Genomic DNA, 18,247 nt, shown 5'->3' on the forward strand with positions numbered 1-18,247 from the left:
CCTCCTGACCGGTGGGCCGGACGTCAGGCAGACAGCTTGGCGCGGCCCTTGCCGCGGCGCGCGGAAACGATCGCGCGACCGGCACGGGTGCGCATCCGCAGCCGGAAGCCATGGGTCTTCGCGCGGCGGCGGTTGTTCGGCTGGAAGGTGCGCTTGCTCACGTCAAACTCCGTCTTCGTACGGCCCGAGCACGCTCTGCGAGCCGGAGGTCGTCTGTCCCTGCGTTCCCCGAGGCCGGAGGTGATCTTGCAAACGGCCCGAAGTCTCTGGTCAATGCTAACCGGCCGCACCAGGAGTCGCCCGGCGGGCCGTCACGGCCAGCCGATTAGCCTGCCCAGAGTACGCGGGTGCACCACCAGGCGTCAAAACGCGCCGGCCGGGCGCACCCCCGGTGAACTGCTGCTACTCCCGGCCCAGGCCCGCTTGCCCGGTCCGGCGGTTGATGCTGCGGGGCCATCGCTGTTAGCGTGCCCGTTTGCCGGTGACGACATCGGCGGCCCGGCCGCCGAGGCGCACCGGGGCGGCCAGAACCGGACGAGGGGGAAAGTCGTTCGGCACGGTGGACCCTTCATCCGCGCCACCGCAGCTCGGCCGGTCTCACCAGCAACGGACGGTAAGCCACAATCGGTCGGTACACAGGGTGTGGATAACCTGTGGACGACGGTCGTGAAGAACGTGGGTAGCAGCAGCGTCGGCGGGGGGCCGACGACCCGGCCCGCGGTCCCGGCGACCACAAGACGACAGCGGCTAACCGGCCGGCAGGCGACCGGTGATGCCGGAGCGATGGGGGTGGCGGGACGGTGGCCGACACGGTCGACCTGGCCTCGGTGTGGAGCGCCGCAACCGACGATCTCGCCGATGAGATCGCGTCGGCGCAGCATCGCGCCTACCTCCGCCTGACCCGGCTGCGCGCGATCGTCGAGGACACCGCGCTGCTCTCCGTACCGGACCCGTTCGCCCGCGAGGTGATCGAGACGCGGCTGCGCCCGGCGATCACCGACGCGCTCTCCCGCCGGCTCGGCCGCCCGATACAGGTGGCGGTGACCGTGCGCCCGCCGGAGGACGGCGCCGGCCGCCCGGCCGGCACGATCTACGGCTCTCCGTCGCCCCCACCGGACGCCACACCTACCTATCCGGCGCCCTCCTATCCGGAGCGCGAGGCGCTCTTCGACCCGCCGGCCGACGACTACGCCCGCCCGCCGGCCCGCCCGGAGTACCAGGACGAGCGCGCCGCCGAGCCGGAGACCGCGCCGATCTCGCCGAACGGCGCCCGCCGGGACAGCGCCCCCGAGCCACCGCCCGCCCGGGACGAGCCGCAGGCCGCGCTGTTCGCCGCGCCGCCGCTCGCGGAGGCACCGGCTCCCGCGGCCGAGCCGCACGCACCGCAGCCGCAGAGCCACCCTGCGTACCCGCCCGCGCAGGTGCACGACCGGCCGCGCCGCGACGAGGTCCGCTCGCGGGCGAACGCGTTCAACGACGACACCCCGCCACCGTTCGGCCGTGAGCCGCGACCGGTCGCTCCGCCGCCGATGGCCGACGACCCGGCCGACACCGGGCCCGGCGACAGCGGCCCGGGCCGTACCGTGCGGGAACTCCGCCCCGGCGTAACCGGCGGTCCCGGCGGCCTGGACCGGGCGCGGCCCGGCGGCGAGTCCGGCGGCAACCGGCTGAACCCGAAGTACATGTTCGAGACGTTCGTCATCGGCTCCTCGAACCGTTTCGCGCACGCCGCATCCGTGGCCGTGGCCGAGTCCCCGGCGAAGGCGTACAACCCGCTGTTCATCTACGGCAGCTCCGGGCTGGGCAAGACGCACCTGCTGCACGCTATCGGCCACTACGCCACCACGCTGGGTCACGCACGTTCGGTGCGGTACGTGTCCACAGAGGAGTTCACGAACGAGTTCATCAACTCGCTCCGGGACGACAAGACCAGCGCGTTCCAGCGGCGTTACCGGGACACCGACATCCTCCTGATCGACGACATCCAGTTCCTGGTGAGCCGGGAGCGGACGCAGGAGGAGTTCTTCCACACATTCAACACGCTGCACAACGCGAACAAGCAGATCGTCATCTCCTCGGACCGGTCACCGAAGCAGCTGACCACGCTGGAGGACCGGCTGCGCACCCGCTTCGAGTGGGGTCTGCTGGCCGACATCCAGCCGCCCGACCTGGAGACGCGGATCGCGATCCTGCAGAAGAAGGCCGCGCAGGAGCGCCTGCTCGCGCCGCCGGACGTGCTGGAGTTCATCGCGTCCCGGATCTCGTCCTCGATCCGTGAGCTGGAGGGCGCGCTGATCCGGGTGACCGCGTTCGCCAGCCTCACCCGGTCGCCGGTGGCGCTGTCGCTGGCCGAGGAGGTGCTGCGGGACTTCATCCCGGACGGCGCCGGCCCGGAGATCAACGCCGACCAGATCATGGTGTCGACCTCGGAGTACTTCGGGGTGAGCCTGGAGGACCTGCGCGGCCACTCGCGCTCCCGGGTGCTGGTCAACGCGCGCCAGGTGGCCATGTACCTGTGCCGGGAGCTGACCGACCTGTCGCTGCCCCGGATCGGCCAGGCGTTCGGCGGCCGCGACCACACCACGGTGATGCACGCGGACCGGAAGATCCGGCAGCAGATGGCGGAGCGGCGGTCGCTCTACAACCAGATCGCCGAGCTGACCAACCGGATCAAGCAGAACTCGTAGCCTCGGGGTCGCCCGGAGGGCTCTTCTTCGGCGCTCGTCGGCGCCCCGGCCGCTCACCAGCGGGCCGTTACTCAACTGTTACCAGGGCGTTCGCCCCACCCCGAGTCGCGCGGGTGCGGTGGGCGCCCTTTGTCGTGCCGGAAGTTATCCCCAGAAGTTATCCACCGCTTGTCCACTGCGTGGAGGCTTCGTCCACAGGCATCCACAGATCTTGACGGTTTTCCACAGGTATCTATCCACAATCTGTGGACGCCCAGGTTGCAAGTGCGCAAGGCGGAATTTCCATATCCACAGGTGGCGACGGCTATCCACATCCTCCGATCGGTTGGTTGTCCACACTGTCCACACGCCGTCCACAAGCTATCCACCGGAGTTATGCACAGTCGGTGGATAACCTAGACCCGGCTTGTCCACAGGTGGGGATAACTTCTGTGGAAACGACTGTGGATGTGTACACGCAGTAATCGGCTGTCCCCAGAAGTGGATCACATGTGAATAACCTGTTGAAGGTTCTGGGGATAACTCTTGTACACAGGCCACGCCGTAATCCACACCCAGGGGAAAACCCGGTGGAAAACCGGTGGATAACTGGGGTTACGCAGTGGATAACCCGAAGGCCCGCAGATGGCCTGTGGAGAACTTGCCGAGTTATACCCCGGTTCTCCACAGGTAAATCACCGGTGGATAACTCGCTGACCTGCTAAAACTCGGGTTATCCCCAGTTTCCACAACACCGATGACTACGACTCTCTTTATTTCTAGAGATTAGAAAGATCAATCATCGGCTTGTGGAGGATCTTGAACTCGCGCTTCGCCTCGCAAGATCCAGAGCGCGCCGGGGAGGAGATGGCGGATGGCGAAAACGGGCGGGGGCGGGGAAGCGGAGGTCATCGGGGCGACCTAAGGTTCGGTAGGTCAGGGCCGGGCACCCGGTCCGCACAGGGTCTGGCCCGCGTACCCACCTCTTGGCGCTGGACCGGCAGAATAGGGATGCCCAACCAGTCGACCCGGAGGCACGTGGCCATGAAGTTCCGAGTGGAGCGCGACGCGCTCGCCGACGCCGTGGCGTGGACCGCCAAGAGCCTGCCCAGCCGGCCGTCCGTGCCGGTGCTCGCCGGTGTGATGCTGCGCGTCACCGACGGCGTGCTGCAGGTCTCGGGTTTCGACTACGAGGTCTCCAGCCAGGTCAGCGTCGACGTGCAGGGCGACTCGGACGGTGCCGCGCTCGTCTCCGGCCGCCTGCTCGCCGAGATCACCAAGGCGCTCCCCGCCAAGCCGGTGGACATCGCCGCGGTCGGCCCGCACCTGGAGCTGGTGTGCGGCAGCGCCCGGTTCACGCTCCCGACCATGCCGGTCGAGGACTACCCGAGCCTGCCGGACATGCCGGCCAGCGCCGGCACCGTCGACGCGGCCGCGTTCGCCGCCGCGGTGAGCCAGGTGGCCGTCGCCGCGGGCCGGGACGAGACGCTGCCGATGATGACCGGCGTGCGACTGGAGCTGACCGGCACCACGCTGGCCATGCTCGCCACCGACCGCTACCGGCTCGCCATGCGCGAGATCGAGTGGTCGCCGGAGGACCCCGAGATCAGTATCAACGCGCTCGTGCCGGCGAAGACCCTCAATGACACGGCGAAGACGCTCGGCCCGCTGGGCGGTCAGGTCACCCTGGCTCTCGCCCAGGGCGGCGCGGGCGAGGGCATGATCGGTTTCGCCGGCGGGACCCGCCGGACGACGAGCCGGCTGCTGGACGGCGCCAACTACCCGCCGGTCCGGTCGCTGTTCCCGGCGACGCACAACGCGCAGGCGCGGGTCTCGGTCTCCGCACTCCAGGAGGTCACCCGCCGCGTGGCGCTCGTCGCCGAGCGCACCACCCCCATCCTGCTCAGCTTCAGCGAGGACGGTCTCGTCGTCGAGGCCGGCGGCACCGAGGAGGCGCGGGCCAGCGAGGCCATGGACGCCACCTTCACCGGCGAGGCGCTCACCATCGGTTTCAACCCGCAGTACCTGCTGGACGGGTTGAACCAGCTGAACGCGCCCACCGCCGTGCTGTCGTTCGTCGACGCGTTCAAACCGGCCGTGTTGTCCCCCGCGAGCGAAGACGGCGAGATCATTACTGGGTATCGCTACCTGATCATGCCGATCCGGGTAACCCGCTGATACGCGGAAGCTGAACAACTGCAAGGGGGACGACATGCAACTCGGCCTGGTTGGTTTAGGCCGGATGGGCGGCAACATGCGGGAACGCATCCGTGCCGCCGGTCACGACGTGGTCGGTTACGACCCGAGGCCCGAGATCAGCGACGCAGCGAGCCTGGCGGAGCTGGTCGAGAAGCTCGCGGCGCCACGGGTCGTCTGGGTTATGGTCCCGTCCGGCGTCACCGAGGACATCATCGAGCAGCTCGGTGGCCTGCTCTCCGCCGGTGACATCGTCATCGACGGCGGAAACTCCAAGTTCAGCGACGACGGCCCGCGGGCGGAGAAGCTCGGCGCGCTCGGCATCGGCTACATGGACGTCGGCGTCTCCGGCGGCGTCTGGGGCATCAGCAACGGCTACGCGCTGATGGTCGGCGGCGACAAGAAGCATGTCGACCACTGCATGCCGATCTTCGAGGCGCTCAAGCCGGAGGGCGAGTTCGGTTTCGCGCACGCCGGCCCGGTCGGCGCCGGTCACTACTCGAAGATGGTCCACAACGGCATCGAGTACGGGCTGATGCACGCGTACGCCGAGGGTTACGAGCTGCTCAAGGCGTCCGAGCTGGTGCACAACGTGCCCGAGGTGTTCAAGAGCTGGCGTGAGGGCTCGGTGGTCAAGTCCTGGCTGCTCGACCTGCTCGACCGCGCGCTCGACGAGGACCCCGAGCTGGCCAACATCAAGGGCTACGCGGAGGACACCGGCGAGGGCCGGTGGACCGTCGAGGAGGGCATCCGCCTCGCGGTCCCGATGAACGTCATCGCCGCGTCGCTGTTCGCCCGGTTCACGTCCCGCCAGGACGACTCGCCGGCCATCAAGGCCGTCGCCGCCCTGCGCAACCAGTTCGGCGGTCACGCCGTCAAGAGGTAGGTCCAGCCCGAGCGGGGGTGTGCGCGACAATCGAGTCGCGACACACCCCCGTCGGCTTTCAACGGCAAAGGATCTCCCTGGATGTACGTCCGCCGGCTCGAACTCGTCGACTTCCGCTCGTACGAGCGCGTCGCCGTCGACCTCGAACCCGGCGGCACCGTCCTGGTCGGCTCGAACGGTGTCGGCAAGACCAATCTGATCGAGGCGCTCGGGTACGTCGCCACGCTCGGCAGCCACCGGGTGGCGATGGACGCGCCGCTGGTCCGGTTCGGCGCCTCCTCCGCGGTCATCCGCTGCGCGATCGTGCACGACGGCCGTGAGCTGCTGGTCGAGTTGGAGATCGTCCCCGGCCGGGCGAACCGGGCCCGCCTCGGCCGCTCCCCGGTCCGCCGTTCCCGGGACATCCTCGGCGCGCTGCGGCTCGTGCTGTTCGCGCCGGAGGACCTGGAGCTGGTCCGCGGCGATCCCGGCGAACGCCGCAAGTACCTCGACGACCTGCTGGTCGCCCGCCAGCCGCGGTTCGCCGGTGTGCGCGCCGACTACGAGCGGGTGGTCAAGCAGCGCAACGCCCTGCTGCGCACGTCGTACCAGCGGCGCAAGTGGGCCGGCGGCGACCGGGACGGCTCCGACCTGGCCACGTTGGAGGTGTGGAACGCGCAGCTCGCCCGGCACGGCGCGGAACTGCTGGCCGGCCGGCTGGAGCTGTGCGCCGCACTCGGGCCGCACATCGCCAAGGCGTACGACGCGGTCGCGGCCGGCAAGGGTGCGGCCGCCATCGCGTACAAGATCGGTTCGTCCGGCCGCGGCACCGAACGGCTCAGCGACCCGCCCAGCCCGCTGCCGGACCGCGCCGGCCTGGAGACGATGCTGGCCGGCATGCTCGCAGACGCGCGTCCCGCCGAGATCGACCGCGGCACCACGCTGGTCGGCCCGCACCGCGACGACATCCTGCTCACGCTCGGCGACCTGCCGGCCAAGGGCTACGCGAGCCACGGCGAGTCCTGGTCGTTCGCGCTCGCACTCCGCCTTGCCGCCTACGATCTGTTGCGCGGCGACGGCATCGAGCCGGTGCTGGTCCTCGACGACGTTTTCGCCGAGCTGGACGCGGGCCGCCGTACCCGGCTCGCCGACCTGGTCGCGGGCGCCGCCCAGCTGCTGGTCACCTGCGCGGTCGCCGAGGACGTACCGGAGGCACTGCGTGGCGCCCGATACGCCGTGACCGAGGGGAAAGTGCACCGTGTCGCATGATCACCCGCTGTCGGAGCCGCTGGAGCCACCGGACGGCCTGCAGGGACCCGAGCTGGCCCGCGCCGTCCTGGACGCCGCCAAGGCCCGCCGCGAGACCGCCCGCGCCCAGCGCCGCACCCAGCCGCGCCCCGGCGCCGAGTCCGGCCGCCGGCTGCGCGGTTACTCCGGCCCCGGCCCCGACCCGCGCGACCCCCAGCTGCTCGGCAGCATGCTCAACCGCCTGGTCCAGACCCGCGGCTGGCAGCGCCCCACCGCCGAAGCCGCGCTCTTCGGCTCCTGGGAGAAGATCGTCGGCACCGACGTCGCCGCACACAGCCGTCCGGTCAAACTTGAGAACGGCGAACTCACCGTCGAAGCCGAATCGACCGCCTGGGCCACCCAGCTCCGACTGCTCGCCGCCGGCCTGATCAAGCGCATCGCCGGCGAGGTCGGCCACGGCGTCGTCAAGAAACTCCACATCCACGGCCCCGCTGCCCCCAGTTGGAGCAAGGGCCCGCGTCGCGTCCGTGGCCGCGGCCCCCGCGACACCTACGGCTGACCCAGACCCCAGATCTCGATCTTCCCGCTTCCGGCGTGCGCGCTCCGGGCGTGCTCCCGCGGGCCAACCGCGCGGTGTCCTCCGACTCCGCTGGCGCTCCGCTCCGGACGCCGCGACGGAGCCGGTCCCGGCCCACTCCCGACGAGCCGCGGCCCGCCACCACTCGCTCTCCGGCCGCGCCATCGCTCACCTGATCGATTACTCGAGGCGGATCGGCGAGGTCACGCGGAGACGGGCGTCGGCAGCTGGTCCGGATATCACGGTATTTCGGTGCGAGGCGCCCGATCACGGAAGCCACCTGAACGCGGCTCCGGGCGGCGAGGGTTTTGGTGACCACCCACTCGACGTGCAGGGAGGAGCGCCAGCGACGACCGGTGCCCGCGGGAGCATGCGGGCTGGACCACCCCGGAAGCGGGAAACAGGTTTCAGTAGTCCGCATAGACGGCGAAGGCGCGGTCGGCGCAGCGGCGGTAGAAGCGGGCCAGGACGGCGAGTTCCGAAAGGGGAAAAGACCACTGCGGGGCGCCGCCGGATTCGTCGCGGAGGCTGTCCATGCGGGTGGCGAGCCAGCGGAGTTGCTGGTCGGCGAGGCGGCTGTCGGCGATCGCGGTGCGCAGGACCTCGCCGACCGTGTCGAAGGTGACCAGGTCGCCGAGCTTCTCGTGGCCGATGACGAACTTCTCCAGGCCGCCGGCGATCCAGGCGCAGCCGTCCGGGTCGATGACCGGGTCCTCGTCCTCGTTCGCGGCCTCTGTGGCGTAGAGCACACCGTTGAGGCCGAGGAGCAGATCGACCAGCTCGGTGTACGCGGTGGCGCGCACGCTGCCGGTCTCCGCGATGTGGCCGGCCAGCGCGGCCGTGGGGGACTCCACGTCCGGCGCGTCGGCGACCTGGGCGAAGTCCACGAACGCGGCGGGTGCCACCGGGTCGTAGAACCGGCCCGTGCGTGGCCACTGCACGGCGACGTTGTCAAGCCCCATCGGGGGTCACCTTCCCTTACGCCTCGGACAGTCTCGAACGCCTAGCGCCCCGCGCCGGGGCAGGTTACGCGACCGGACGGGCCGAGCGCGACCCCGGCGCACCCGGATCGGTCATGCGTGCTTCGTCACTCAGTTCTTGCTTCCCCAGCGTGACGGACCGGCACGCATTTTCGCGCTCACCGTGGCTTTCCACACCATATGTGCCGCTCGGCTGGTCGTATCTCGGAGACCGGGGCCCGTGGGGGGAGTCGAGATCGGGCGGTTCTCGCCGCTACGGAGGTCTCAGGTGCCCGGAAGGGGATGCCGTACCCGGAGAATGTCGTCGGGGCACAGTAGGATTGGAGGCGATCGGGACGTCGTGAGCAAGCTGGTCGCGGAGATACACTCCGTGACCGGATTTGCCCGCTGCGTCCCGCCGATCGCGATCCGCGGGCTTCCCGCGGTGGTCCGCACGGCCCAGTCGCCGTGCGTGTCGCCGTGCGCCCGCCGAACCCGCAACGTCCGTCCCCCCGGGGCGTCCGGTGCGAGAAAGTGGCCGAGGGTGGCAGCGGAAGAAAAGCAGGAGTACAACTCCGATTCACTCACCGTGCTCGAGGGCCTCGAGGCGGTGCGGAAGCGGCCCGGTATGTACATCGGGTCCACCGGTGAGCGCGGCCTGCACCACCTGGTGTGGGAGATCGTCGACAACGCGGTGGACGAGGCACTGGCCGGTTACTGCGACACGATCGACGTGACGCTGCTGGCGGACGGTGGCGTCCGCGTCGCCGACAACGGCCGCGGTATCCCCGTCGACATCCACCCGAAGCTGAAGAAGCCGGGTGTCGAGGTGGCCTACACGGTGCTGCACGCCGGCGGAAAGTTCGACGGCAAGGCGTACGCGGTCTCCGGTGGTCTGCACGGCGTCGGCGCGGCCGTGGTGAACGCGCTCTCCACCAAGGTGACCGTGGAGATCCACAAGGCGGGCACGCACTGGCGGCAGCACTTCGACGCGTCCAAGCCGACGCCGATCGAGCAGCTCGGCGCGACCGACGGCAAGGGCACTACGGTCTCGTTCTGGCCGGATCCGGCGATCTTCGAGACCGTCGAGTTCGACTTCCAGACGATCTACCGCCGGCTTCAGGAGATGGCCTTCCTCAACAAGGGCCTGACCATCCACATCCTGGACGAGCGCCAGGCGGACGAGGAGGGCAAGAAGCGCGAGGTGACCTTCTGCTACAAGGAGGGCATCGCCGACTTCGTCCGTCACCTCAACGCGACCAAGACGCCGATCCACAAGTCGGTGATCCAGTTCGACGCCGAGGGCGACGGCATCGCGGTCGAGATCGCCATGCAGTGGAACGAGTCGTACGGCGAGTCGGTCTACACGTTCGCCAACACGATCAACACCCACGAGGGCGGTACGCACGAGGAGGGCTTCCGTGCGGCGCTGACCACGCTGATCAACAAGTACGGCGCGGAGAAGAAGATCCTCAAGGGCGACGAGAAGCTCTCCGGCGAGGACATCCGCGAGGGACTCGCCGCGATCATCTCGGTCAAGCTGGCCAACCCCCAGTTCGAGGGCCAGACCAAGACCAAGCTGGGCAACACCGAGGCCAAGAGCTTCGTGCAGAAGATCTGCAACGAGTGGCTGGTCGACTGGCTGGACCGCAACCCGGCCGAGGCCCGGACGATCATCACGAAGGCGTCGCAGGCCGCTCGTGCCCGCATCGCCGCGGCGCAGGCGCGCAAGCTGGCCCGCCGCAAGTCGCTGCTGGAGTCCGGCTCGATGCCGGGCAAGCTGGCCGACTGCCAGTCGACCGACCCGCGGGTCTCCGAGGTGTTCATCGTCGAGGGTGACTCGGCCGGCGGCTCGGCCAAGCAGGGCCGTGACCCGCGAGTCCAGGCGATCCTGCCGATCCGCGGCAAGATTTTGAACGTGGAGAAGGCGCGGATCGACCGCGTGCTGAAGAACAACGAGGTCCAGGCGCTGATCACGGCGCTGGGCACCGGCATCCACGACGACTTCGACATCGAGAAGCTGCGGTACCACAAGATCGTGCTGATGGCCGACGCGGACGTGGACGGCCAGCACATCCAGACGCTGCTGCTCACGCTGCTGTTCCGGTTCATGCGGCCGCTGGTCGAGCTGGGTCACGTCTACCTCGCGTCGCCGCCGCTCTACAAGATCAAGTGGAACCGCAAGGGTGACGACGCGCAGTACGCGTACTCCGACCGCGAGCGGGACGGTCTGATTCGGCTGCGCCAGGAGAAGAAGCCGAACGCGAAGCCGGACGACATCCAGCGGTTCAAGGGTCTCGGCGAGATGAACTACCCCGAGCTGTGGGAGACCACGATGAACCCGGCCACGCGGACGCTGCGCCAGGTGAGTCTGGACGACGCTGCAACCGCGGACGAGCTTTTCAGCGTCCTCATGGGGGAGGACGTGGAAGCACGCCGTTCGTTCATCCAGCGCAACGCGAAGGACGTGCGCTTCCTGGACATCTAGCGGAGAGCGGCCGAGCCGCTCTCGCAGAGTTATCCACAGCTTCCGCGCTTTCCACAGCGGTTATCCACAGGGAAATGCCGCTTTTGACAGTAGTTAGGGTTAACTGTGACGGATACTCCCGAGTCCACGGGTAGCGAGCAGCCGGAGGAGCCCGCGGCCGACGCCGCGGTGGACGCCGGCGGCCGGATCGAACCGGTCGGCCTCGAAGTAGAGATGCAGCGGTCGTACCTCGATTACGCGATGAGCGTCATCGTCGGCCGCGCCCTCCCGGACGTCCGCGACGGCCTCAAACCGGTGCACCGCAAGATCCTCTACGCGATGTACGACTCCGGCTACCGGCCGGACCGCGGCTACGTGAAGTGCTCCCGCGTCGTCGGTGACGTGATGGGTCAGTTCCACCCGCACGGCGACTCCGCGATCTACGACGCGCTGGTGCGCATGGCGCAGAACTGGTCGCTGCGCTACCCGCTGGTCGACGGCAACGGCAACTTCGGCTCGCCGGGCAACGACCCCGCGGCCGCCATGCGGTACACCGAGTGCAAGCTCGACCCGCTGGCCATGGAGATGCTGCGGGACATCGACGAAGACACCGTCGACATGCAGGACAACTACGACGGCCGGGCCAAGGAGCCCACGATCCTGCCGTCGCGGATCCCGAACCTGCTGGTCAACGGGTCCGAGGGCATCGCGGTCGGCATGGCCACCAAGATCCCGCCGCACAACCTGCGGGAGATCGCGGCCGCGGTGCAGTGGTGCCTGGAGAATCCGGAGGCCGAGGAGGCCGAGACGCTCGAGGCGCTGCTCGGCATCGTCAAGGGCCCGGACTTCCCGACCAACGGCCTGATCGTCGGCACCCAGGCGATCCAGGACGCCTACCGGACCGGCCGCGGCTCGATCCGCATGCGCGCGGTGGTGGACGTGGAGGAGGACGCGAAGGGGCGCACCTCGCTGGTCGTCACCGAGCTGCCGTACCAGGTCAACCCGGACAACCTGGCCGAGCGGATGGCTGACCTGATCAAGGAGGGCAAGCTCGCCGGGATCGCGGACATCCGGGACGAGTCCTCCGGCCGTACCGGTATGCGCCTGGTGATCGTGCTCAAGCGCGACGCGATCGCCAAGGTCGTGCTGAACAACCTGTACAAGCACACGCAGTTGCAGGAGACGTTCGGCGCGAACATGCTGGCGCTGGTCGACGGCGTGCCGCGCACGCTCAACCTGGCGCAGTTCATCCGGTACTACGTCGAGCACCAGATGGAGGTCATCCGCCGGCGGACCGCGTACCGCCTGCGCAAGGCCGAGGAGCGCGCGCACATCCTGCGCGGTCTGGTCAAGGCGCTGGACATGCTCGACGAGGTGATCGCCCTGATCCGGCGCTCGCCGACGGTCGAGGACTCCCGCCAGGGCCTGATGTCGCTGCTCGAGGTGGACGAGATCCAGGCCACCGCGATCCTCGACATGCAGCTGCGGCGTCTCGCCGCGCTGGAGCGCCAGAAGATCATTGATGAGCTCGCGAAGATCGAGATCGAGATCGCGGACCTCAAGGACATCCTGGCCAAGCCGGAGCGGCAGCGCACGATCATCTCCGAGGAGCTCGGCGAGATCGTGGCGAAGTGGGGCGACGAGCGCCGTACGCAGATCATCCCGTTCGACGGCGAGGTCTCGATGGAGGACCTCATCGCCCGCGAAGACGTGGTGGTGACGATCACACGGACCGGGTACGCGAAGCGCACCAAGGTCGACCTGTACCGCTCGCAGAAGCGTGGCGGCAAGGGTGTGAGCGGTGCCACACTGCGCCAGGACGACATCGTCTCGCACTTCTTCGTGACCTCGACGCACTCGTGGATGCTCTTCTTCACCAACAAGGGCCGGGTCTACCGCGCGAAGGCGTACGAGCTGCCGGAGGCCAGCCGGACCGCGCGTGGCCAGCACGTGGCCAACCTGCTGGCGTTCCAGCCGGAGGAGCACATCGCGCAGGTGATCGTGATCCCTGGGTACGACATCGCGCCGTACCTGGTGCTCGCGACCAAGGAAGGCCTGGTCAAGAAGACTCGGCTGGCCGAGTTCGACTCCAACCGCAGCGGTGGCATCATCGCCATCAACCTGCGCGAGGAGGACGAGCTGGTCGGTGCGGCGCTGGCCGGACCGGGTGACCATCTTCTCCTCGTCTCGAAGAAGGCTCAGGCCATCCGCTTCGAGGCGACAGACGATACGCTGCGCCCGATGGGACGGGCGACCTCCGGTGTCATCGGCATGCGCTTCAGCGAGGACGACGAGCTGCTCGCGATGGAGGTCGTGCAGGAAGGGATGGACGTTTTGGTAGCCACCAACGGTGGGTACGCGAAGCGGACACCCATCGAGGAGTATCCGGTGCAGGGACGTGGGGGCAAGGGCGTGCTGACCGCCAAGATCACGGAACGGCGTGGTGGTCTGGTCGGTGCCGTTGTCATCAACCCGGATGATGAACTGTTCGCGATCACGAGTAACGGTGGCGTGATCCGGACTCCGGTGAAGCCTGTACGTCGTACGCGGGACCGGAACACAATGGGGGTCAAGCTCATGGATCTCCCAGAAGGCGTGACCATCGTGGCGATTGCTCGCAATGCCGACGAGCCTGACGAACAGGACTGATGAATGACGGAGACACAGGCGACGTCGGGGGCGGGGACCTCGGCGACTCCGGCCGGCAAGGACTCCGCCGACGGTGACGCCAAGGCCAAGGGCCGCGCGGTCGTGGGCCGTGCGGTGGTCGGACCCTCCACGGACGCACCGTCGCCGAAGTTCACGCGTGCACCGGGGATGAAGCCGCCGCCGGACGAGGCGCCGGCCGGTTCGTCGTCGACCGGGACCGCCAAGCCGGCGACGCCGAGCGCCACAGGAGACAAGGACACCGTGAAGCCCGTCATCGTGCCGGCCGGCAAGCCCGCCTCGGCGAGTTCGTCGACCTCGACCTCGACCTCGGCATCGGCATCGGCGAAGGCCGCACCGGCCAAGCCCGCCACCCCGCCGAAGGCCAGCCCGGCCGCCGCCGGCAGCAGCCCGTCCAGCCCGCCCGGCGAGCGGACCGAGCGGATCCCGGCCAGCGTCGGCACCGCGTCCTCGGCGAGCACCACCGGCGGGCTCAGCGGCCTCGGAAGTAAGGTCAGCGGCGCCGTCCGCGGCGTCGGCGCGGCCCGCGTCACAGACACCATCCGGGCCGCGCGCAACGCGGTCGGCGGAGCCGCCGCCCGCGGCCCCCGCCGGGCCCGGCTGAACGTCAAGCGGATCGACCCCTGGTCCGTGATGAAGTTCTCGTTCGCGGTCTCGCTGGTGCTGTTCATCGTGGTAATCGTGGCCACGTCCGTGCTCTACCTGGCACTCGACGCGATGGGCGTCTTCCAGAGCGTCAACGAGACGCTGGCCGAGCTGGTCACCGCATCCGGCGGCGACACCGGCGGCGGCTCCGTCTTCAAGATCACCGCTAAGGGCGTGATCGGCACCTCCGCGCTGATCGGCCTGGTCAACGTGGTGCTGTTCACCGCGCTGGCAACCCTCGGCGCATTCATCTACAACGTCTGCGCCGACCTCGTCGGCGGCGTCGAGCTCACGCTCGCGGAGCGCGACTGACCCACCGGACCCGGCGGTCAGGAGAAAATCGCGTGCCTCACCACGGCAACCACGCGACACTGAACCTGACCGCCGGACCCCCGATTTGGGGCGTCCGGAGCAAGTGCGGTAATCTTTCCCGGTCGCACGGGGCTATAGCTCAGTCGGTTAGAGCGCAGAGCTGATAACTCTGAGGTCGCTGGTTCGATTCCAGCTAGCCCCACTTCCGATTCTCCCGAATCGCCGCGACACCCCGGTCGGCCGGCTCAAACAGCGAGGGGACAACCCCAATGTTTAAGAAGCTCCTGATCGCAGCGGGTGTTGTCGGCGCGGCCGTCCTGATCGCGCGAAAGATCAAGCAGTCGAGCGACGAGCGCGCACTGTGGCACGAGGCCACCACCGCTCCCGACCTGCGGTAAGTAACAAACCCGGGGCCCTAGCTCAATTGGCAGAGCACCGCCTTTGCAAGGCGGGGGTTAGGAGTTCGATTCTCCTGGGCTCCACGAGCTTTGGGCGCCCCCTGTCCGCGGACTGCGCGGACCGGGGGCGCTCGTCATTCTGCTCCGGGGGCCGAGCCCCCGGACGCCCCCACGGGCTGGTGGTTGCGTTGGGTGGGCGGGGTGCTGGTTCTGGGGTGGGGGTTGCCTCGCTTCGCTCGGCTCATTGACGCGCTACCGCGCCGACTGCGCTGACCGGGCTACCGCGCTGACTGCGCCGACCGCGCGACTGCGCTACCGCGCCGACTGCGCTGGCCGCGCTACCGCTACCGTGCCGACTGCGCTGACTGCGCTACTGCGCCGACTGCGCTGACTGCGCTACTGCGCCGACCGCGCGACTGCGCTACCGCGCCGACCGCGCTGGCCGCGCTACCGCTACCGTGCCGACTGCGCTGACTGCGCGACTGCGCTACCGCGCCGACCGCGCTGGCCGCGCTACCGCTACCGTGCCGACTGCGCTGACCGCGCCGACGGCGCTGGATTGTGGGGGTGGGGGCGAGGGTGGGCGTTATGCCACTTTGATGATGGACTTGCCTGAAGGGTGGCCGGTTTCGATGGAGGCGAGGGCGGCTGGTGCATCGGAGACGCTTCCGAGGCTCGGACCATCTGGTGCGGGACTGGCTGCGTAGCGGCGGCCGGGGCGGAACGCCAGCGGAGTCGGAGGCACCGCGATCTCGTGGGGAAGGGGAGCGCGGTATGGAGGGCTTGGACGGACGGATTCGGGGTAACCTGGGTGGATATCCCATTTAGGAGATGGGAATGACGGGGTAGGAGGCGCCATGGCGTTGCCCGACTTCCTGATCGCGGGGGTGCCCAAGGCCGGTACGACCGCGTTGCATGCGGCGTTGGCCAGGCATCCGGGGCTGTATCTGTCGCCGGTGAAGGAGCCGAAGTTCTTTCTGTCGGATGGGCCGCCGCCGAAACACGGGGGGCCGGGGGACATCCAGACGTATCAGGAGCACGTGTGGCGGCGGGCGGATTACGAGCGGCTGTTCGCGGGCGCGCCGGCGGGGGCGTTGACCGGGGAGGCGACGCCGTTCTACCTGCATGATCTGGCGGCGCAGCGGCGGATTCGCGAGCTGGTGCCGGATGTGCGGATCATTCTGTTGCTGCGCGACCCGGTGGACCGGGCACACTCGAACTGGCAGCACCTGTGGACCGCGGGGCTGGAGCCGGAGGCGGACTTCGTGGCCGCGATGCGGCGGGAGCCGGAGCGTGTCGCGGCCGGGTGGGCGGCGTTCTGGCACTACGCGGGGCTCGGGCGGTACGGCAGTCAGGTGCGGCATCTGTTCGAGCTGTTCGACCGCGATCAAGTGCTGATTCTCCGCTATCGCGACCTCCGGGAGACGCCGGCGGAGGCGCTGGACCGGGTGTGTGCGTTCCTGGGCGTGGCAACCGGCGTGATCGACGTGGTGCCGCAGGCGAACGTGAACTTCTCGGTCGCGGACACGCCGGTCAACGGCGCGCTGCGCTTTCTGTTGCGCAACGGCGGCCGGATCGGGCACCGGTATCCGGTGTGGCTGCGGAAGACGTTCCGTGGGCCGCTGCTGACCGCGTTGCACCGGGAGCGGGGACGCCGGCCGCGGCTGACCGTGGCGCAGCGGGCCGCGGTGCTGCCGGGGTTCATCGAGGAGATCCGGCTGTTGGAGGAGGTCACCGGCGTGTCGTACGACGATTGGACGCAGTTGACCACCCATACCGCACAAATCGTGAAGTAAGGAGACAGCGTGACCACGCCGACGACGACGTTTCCCCTGCCGCGGTGGCACGAGGGCACGACCGTGATCGCGCCCCCGGAGGGACGGACCGGTGCCTGGGCCGGTGCGCCGAGCGCGGTGCGCGACGGTGACACGATCTACCTGGCCTACCGGTTGCGCAAGCCGATCGGGGAGGGGCGCGGCTTCGTCAACGTGATCGCCCGGTCCGGCGACGGCGTCCACTTCACCACGGTCGCGGAGCTGCACCGGGACGCGTTCGGCGGTGAGTCGCTGGAGCGTCCCGCGCTGGTGCGCACGCCGGACGGCCGGTGGCGGGTGTACGTCAGTGTGGCCACGCCCGGCACCAAGCATTGGCGCGTCGACCTGCTGGAGGCGGACACGCCGGAGGGCCTGGCCACCGCGCCGGCGGTCACGGTGCTGCCCGGCGACGACACGGTCGGCGTCAAGGACCCGGTGGTGCTGTTCCACGACGGTGGCTGGCACCTCTGGGCGTCCTGCCACCCGCTGGAGACGGACGAGCACGCCGACCGGATGACCACCTGGTACGCGACCAGCCCGGACGGCTTGGCCTGGACCTGGCGCGGCACCGCGCTGGCCGGGCGGTCCGGCGAGTGGGACGCGCGCGGCGTCCGGGTGGCCGCGGTGCTCGCGGACGGCGACGAGCTGACCGTCGCCTACGACGGGCGGGCGACCGCGGAGGAGAACTGGGAGGAGCGCACCGGCGTCGCGCGCGGCGCGTTCGGGCGGCTGACCGCGGACGAGGGGGACCCGATCGAGTCGCCGTACGCGCCGCACGGGCTGCGCTACCTGAGCGTGGTCGCGCTGGACGGCGGCCGGCACCGGATCTACTACGAGGGGACCCGGCCGGACGGCGCGCACGAGCTGCGTACCGAACTGGTCTGACACGATGGCTCGGTGATGGGAAACCTGAAGACCGAGCCGGCGCTCGACCGGCCGGACCTGCTGGCCGCGCCGGTCGAGGCCGCCCTCAAGGGGTGGAACCGCCCGGGTGTCGAGGTGGCCGCGATTGACGCCGGGCTGGCCGACACGGCCGCGTTCTGTGCGGCGTACGACGTGCGCCTGGACGAGTCCGCGAACTGTGTGATCGTCGCCGGCAAGCGCGAGGGCGTCACCCGGTACGCGGCCTGCCTGCTGCTGGCGACCACGCGCGCGGACGTGAACGGCGTGGTCCGCAAGCACCTGAACGTGCGCAAGCTGAGCTTCGCGCCGATGGACGACGCCGTGGCACTGACCGGGATGGAGCACGGCGGCATCACGCCGATCGGCCTGCCGGCGGAGTGGCCGGTGCTGATCGACCCGCGCGTGCTGGAGGCGGCCTCAGTAGTGATCGGGTCCGGCGTGCGGCACGGCAAGCTGCAGATCCCGGGCGCGCTCGCGGCGGAGCTGCCGCGAGCGGAGATCGTCGAAGGGCTGGCGCGCTGACGGCGTTT

The 18,247-nt window shown here is 69.4% G+C and carries 14 protein-coding genes and 2 tRNA genes; 14 read left to right on the plus strand and 2 right to left on the minus strand.

The annotated features are described in order from the left end of the window. Window positions 1-23: 23 nt before the first annotated feature. Window positions 24-161, minus strand: a complete 138-nt coding sequence (gene rpmH, locus J2S42_RS22120) for a 50S ribosomal protein L34 (RefSeq protein WP_307242019.1) — start codon at window positions 159-161, stop codon at window positions 24-26. Window positions 162-800: 639 nt separating this feature from the next. Here rpmH and dnaA point away from each other — a divergent pair. The 5 genes from dnaA (at window position 801) to J2S42_RS22145 (ending at window position 7,534) form a co-directional block, all read left to right on the plus strand. Further along, window positions 801-2,687, plus strand: coding sequence for a chromosomal replication initiator protein DnaA (gene dnaA / locus J2S42_RS22125; RefSeq protein WP_307242021.1), 1,887 nt, complete (start codon window positions 801-803; stop codon window positions 2,685-2,687). 1,023 nt (window positions 2,688-3,710) lie between these two features. Next, window positions 3,711-4,844 carry a DNA polymerase III subunit beta gene (dnaN, locus tag J2S42_RS22130; RefSeq protein WP_307242023.1) on the plus strand — a complete coding sequence of 378 codons (1,134 nt, stop codon included), beginning with the start codon at window positions 3,711-3,713 and terminating at the stop codon, window positions 4,842-4,844. A 34-nt stretch (window positions 4,845-4,878) separates the two neighbouring features. After that, entirely contained in the window at window positions 4,879-5,748 is an 870-nt protein-coding gene (gene gnd / locus J2S42_RS22135) for a phosphogluconate dehydrogenase (NAD(+)-dependent, decarboxylating) (RefSeq protein ID WP_307242025.1), read from the plus strand. A gap of 81 nt (window positions 5,749-5,829) precedes the next feature. Beyond that, window positions 5,830-6,996, plus strand: coding sequence for a DNA replication/repair protein RecF (gene recF, locus J2S42_RS22140; protein ID WP_307242027.1), 1,167 nt, complete (start codon window positions 5,830-5,832; stop codon window positions 6,994-6,996). Continuing rightward, a complete protein-coding gene (locus J2S42_RS22145) occupies window positions 6,986-7,534 on the plus strand; it encodes a DciA family protein (protein ID WP_307242029.1) in 549 nt (182 codons plus the stop codon). Before recF ends, J2S42_RS22145 begins: the two co-directional genes overlap by 11 nt. Before the next feature lie 425 nt (window positions 7,535-7,959). Here J2S42_RS22145 and J2S42_RS22150 read toward each other — a convergent pair whose 3' ends face one another. Next, window positions 7,960-8,514 (minus strand): hypothetical protein, encoded by a 555-nt coding sequence (locus tag J2S42_RS22150; protein WP_307242030.1) that lies wholly within the window; start codon window positions 8,512-8,514, stop codon window positions 7,960-7,962. Window positions 8,515-9,055: 541 nt separating this feature from the next. Between J2S42_RS22150 and gyrB the strand changes: the two genes are divergently transcribed. From gyrB to J2S42_RS22195, 9 genes are all read left to right on the plus strand, one after another. Then, a complete protein-coding gene (gene gyrB / locus J2S42_RS22155; protein WP_307242032.1) occupies window positions 9,056-10,999 on the plus strand; it encodes a DNA topoisomerase (ATP-hydrolyzing) subunit B in 1,944 nt (647 codons plus the stop codon). A 105-nt stretch (window positions 11,000-11,104) separates the two neighbouring features. Next, window positions 11,105-13,627, plus strand: coding sequence for a DNA gyrase subunit A (gene gyrA / locus J2S42_RS22160; RefSeq protein ID WP_307242033.1), 2,523 nt, complete (start codon window positions 11,105-11,107; stop codon window positions 13,625-13,627). A 3-nt stretch (window positions 13,628-13,630) separates the two neighbouring features. Then, window positions 13,631-14,602, plus strand: a complete 972-nt coding sequence (locus J2S42_RS22165; protein ID WP_307242035.1) for a DUF3566 domain-containing protein — start codon at window positions 13,631-13,633, stop codon at window positions 14,600-14,602. Between the two features lie 128 nt (window positions 14,603-14,730). Next, window positions 14,731-14,804, plus strand: a tRNA-Ile gene (locus tag J2S42_RS22170). A gap of 67 nt (window positions 14,805-14,871) precedes the next feature. Further along, window positions 14,872-15,000, plus strand: a complete 129-nt coding sequence (locus tag J2S42_RS22175) for a DLW-39 family protein (protein ID WP_307242036.1) — start codon at window positions 14,872-14,874, stop codon at window positions 14,998-15,000. Between the two features lie 11 nt (window positions 15,001-15,011). Continuing rightward, window positions 15,012-15,084 (plus strand) — tRNA-Ala (locus J2S42_RS22180). 773 nt (window positions 15,085-15,857) lie between these two features. Beyond that, window positions 15,858-16,796 carry a sulfotransferase family protein gene (locus J2S42_RS22185; RefSeq protein ID WP_307242038.1) on the plus strand — a complete coding sequence of 313 codons (939 nt, stop codon included), beginning with the start codon at window positions 15,858-15,860 and terminating at the stop codon, window positions 16,794-16,796. Between the two features lie 9 nt (window positions 16,797-16,805). Then, complete coding sequence (locus tag J2S42_RS22190) at window positions 16,806-17,699, plus strand: glycoside hydrolase family 32 protein (protein WP_307242039.1); 894 nt, start codon at window positions 16,806-16,808, stop codon at window positions 17,697-17,699. A 15-nt stretch (window positions 17,700-17,714) separates the two neighbouring features. Next, window positions 17,715-18,239, plus strand: coding sequence for a YbaK/EbsC family protein (locus tag J2S42_RS22195; protein WP_307248929.1), 525 nt, complete (start codon window positions 17,715-17,717; stop codon window positions 18,237-18,239). The last annotated feature ends 8 nt before the right edge of the window (window positions 18,240-18,247 follow it).

Source organism: Catenuloplanes indicus (assembly GCF_030813715.1).
GTDB classification, from domain to species: Bacteria; Actinomycetota; Actinomycetes; order Mycobacteriales; family Micromonosporaceae; genus Catenuloplanes; species Catenuloplanes indicus.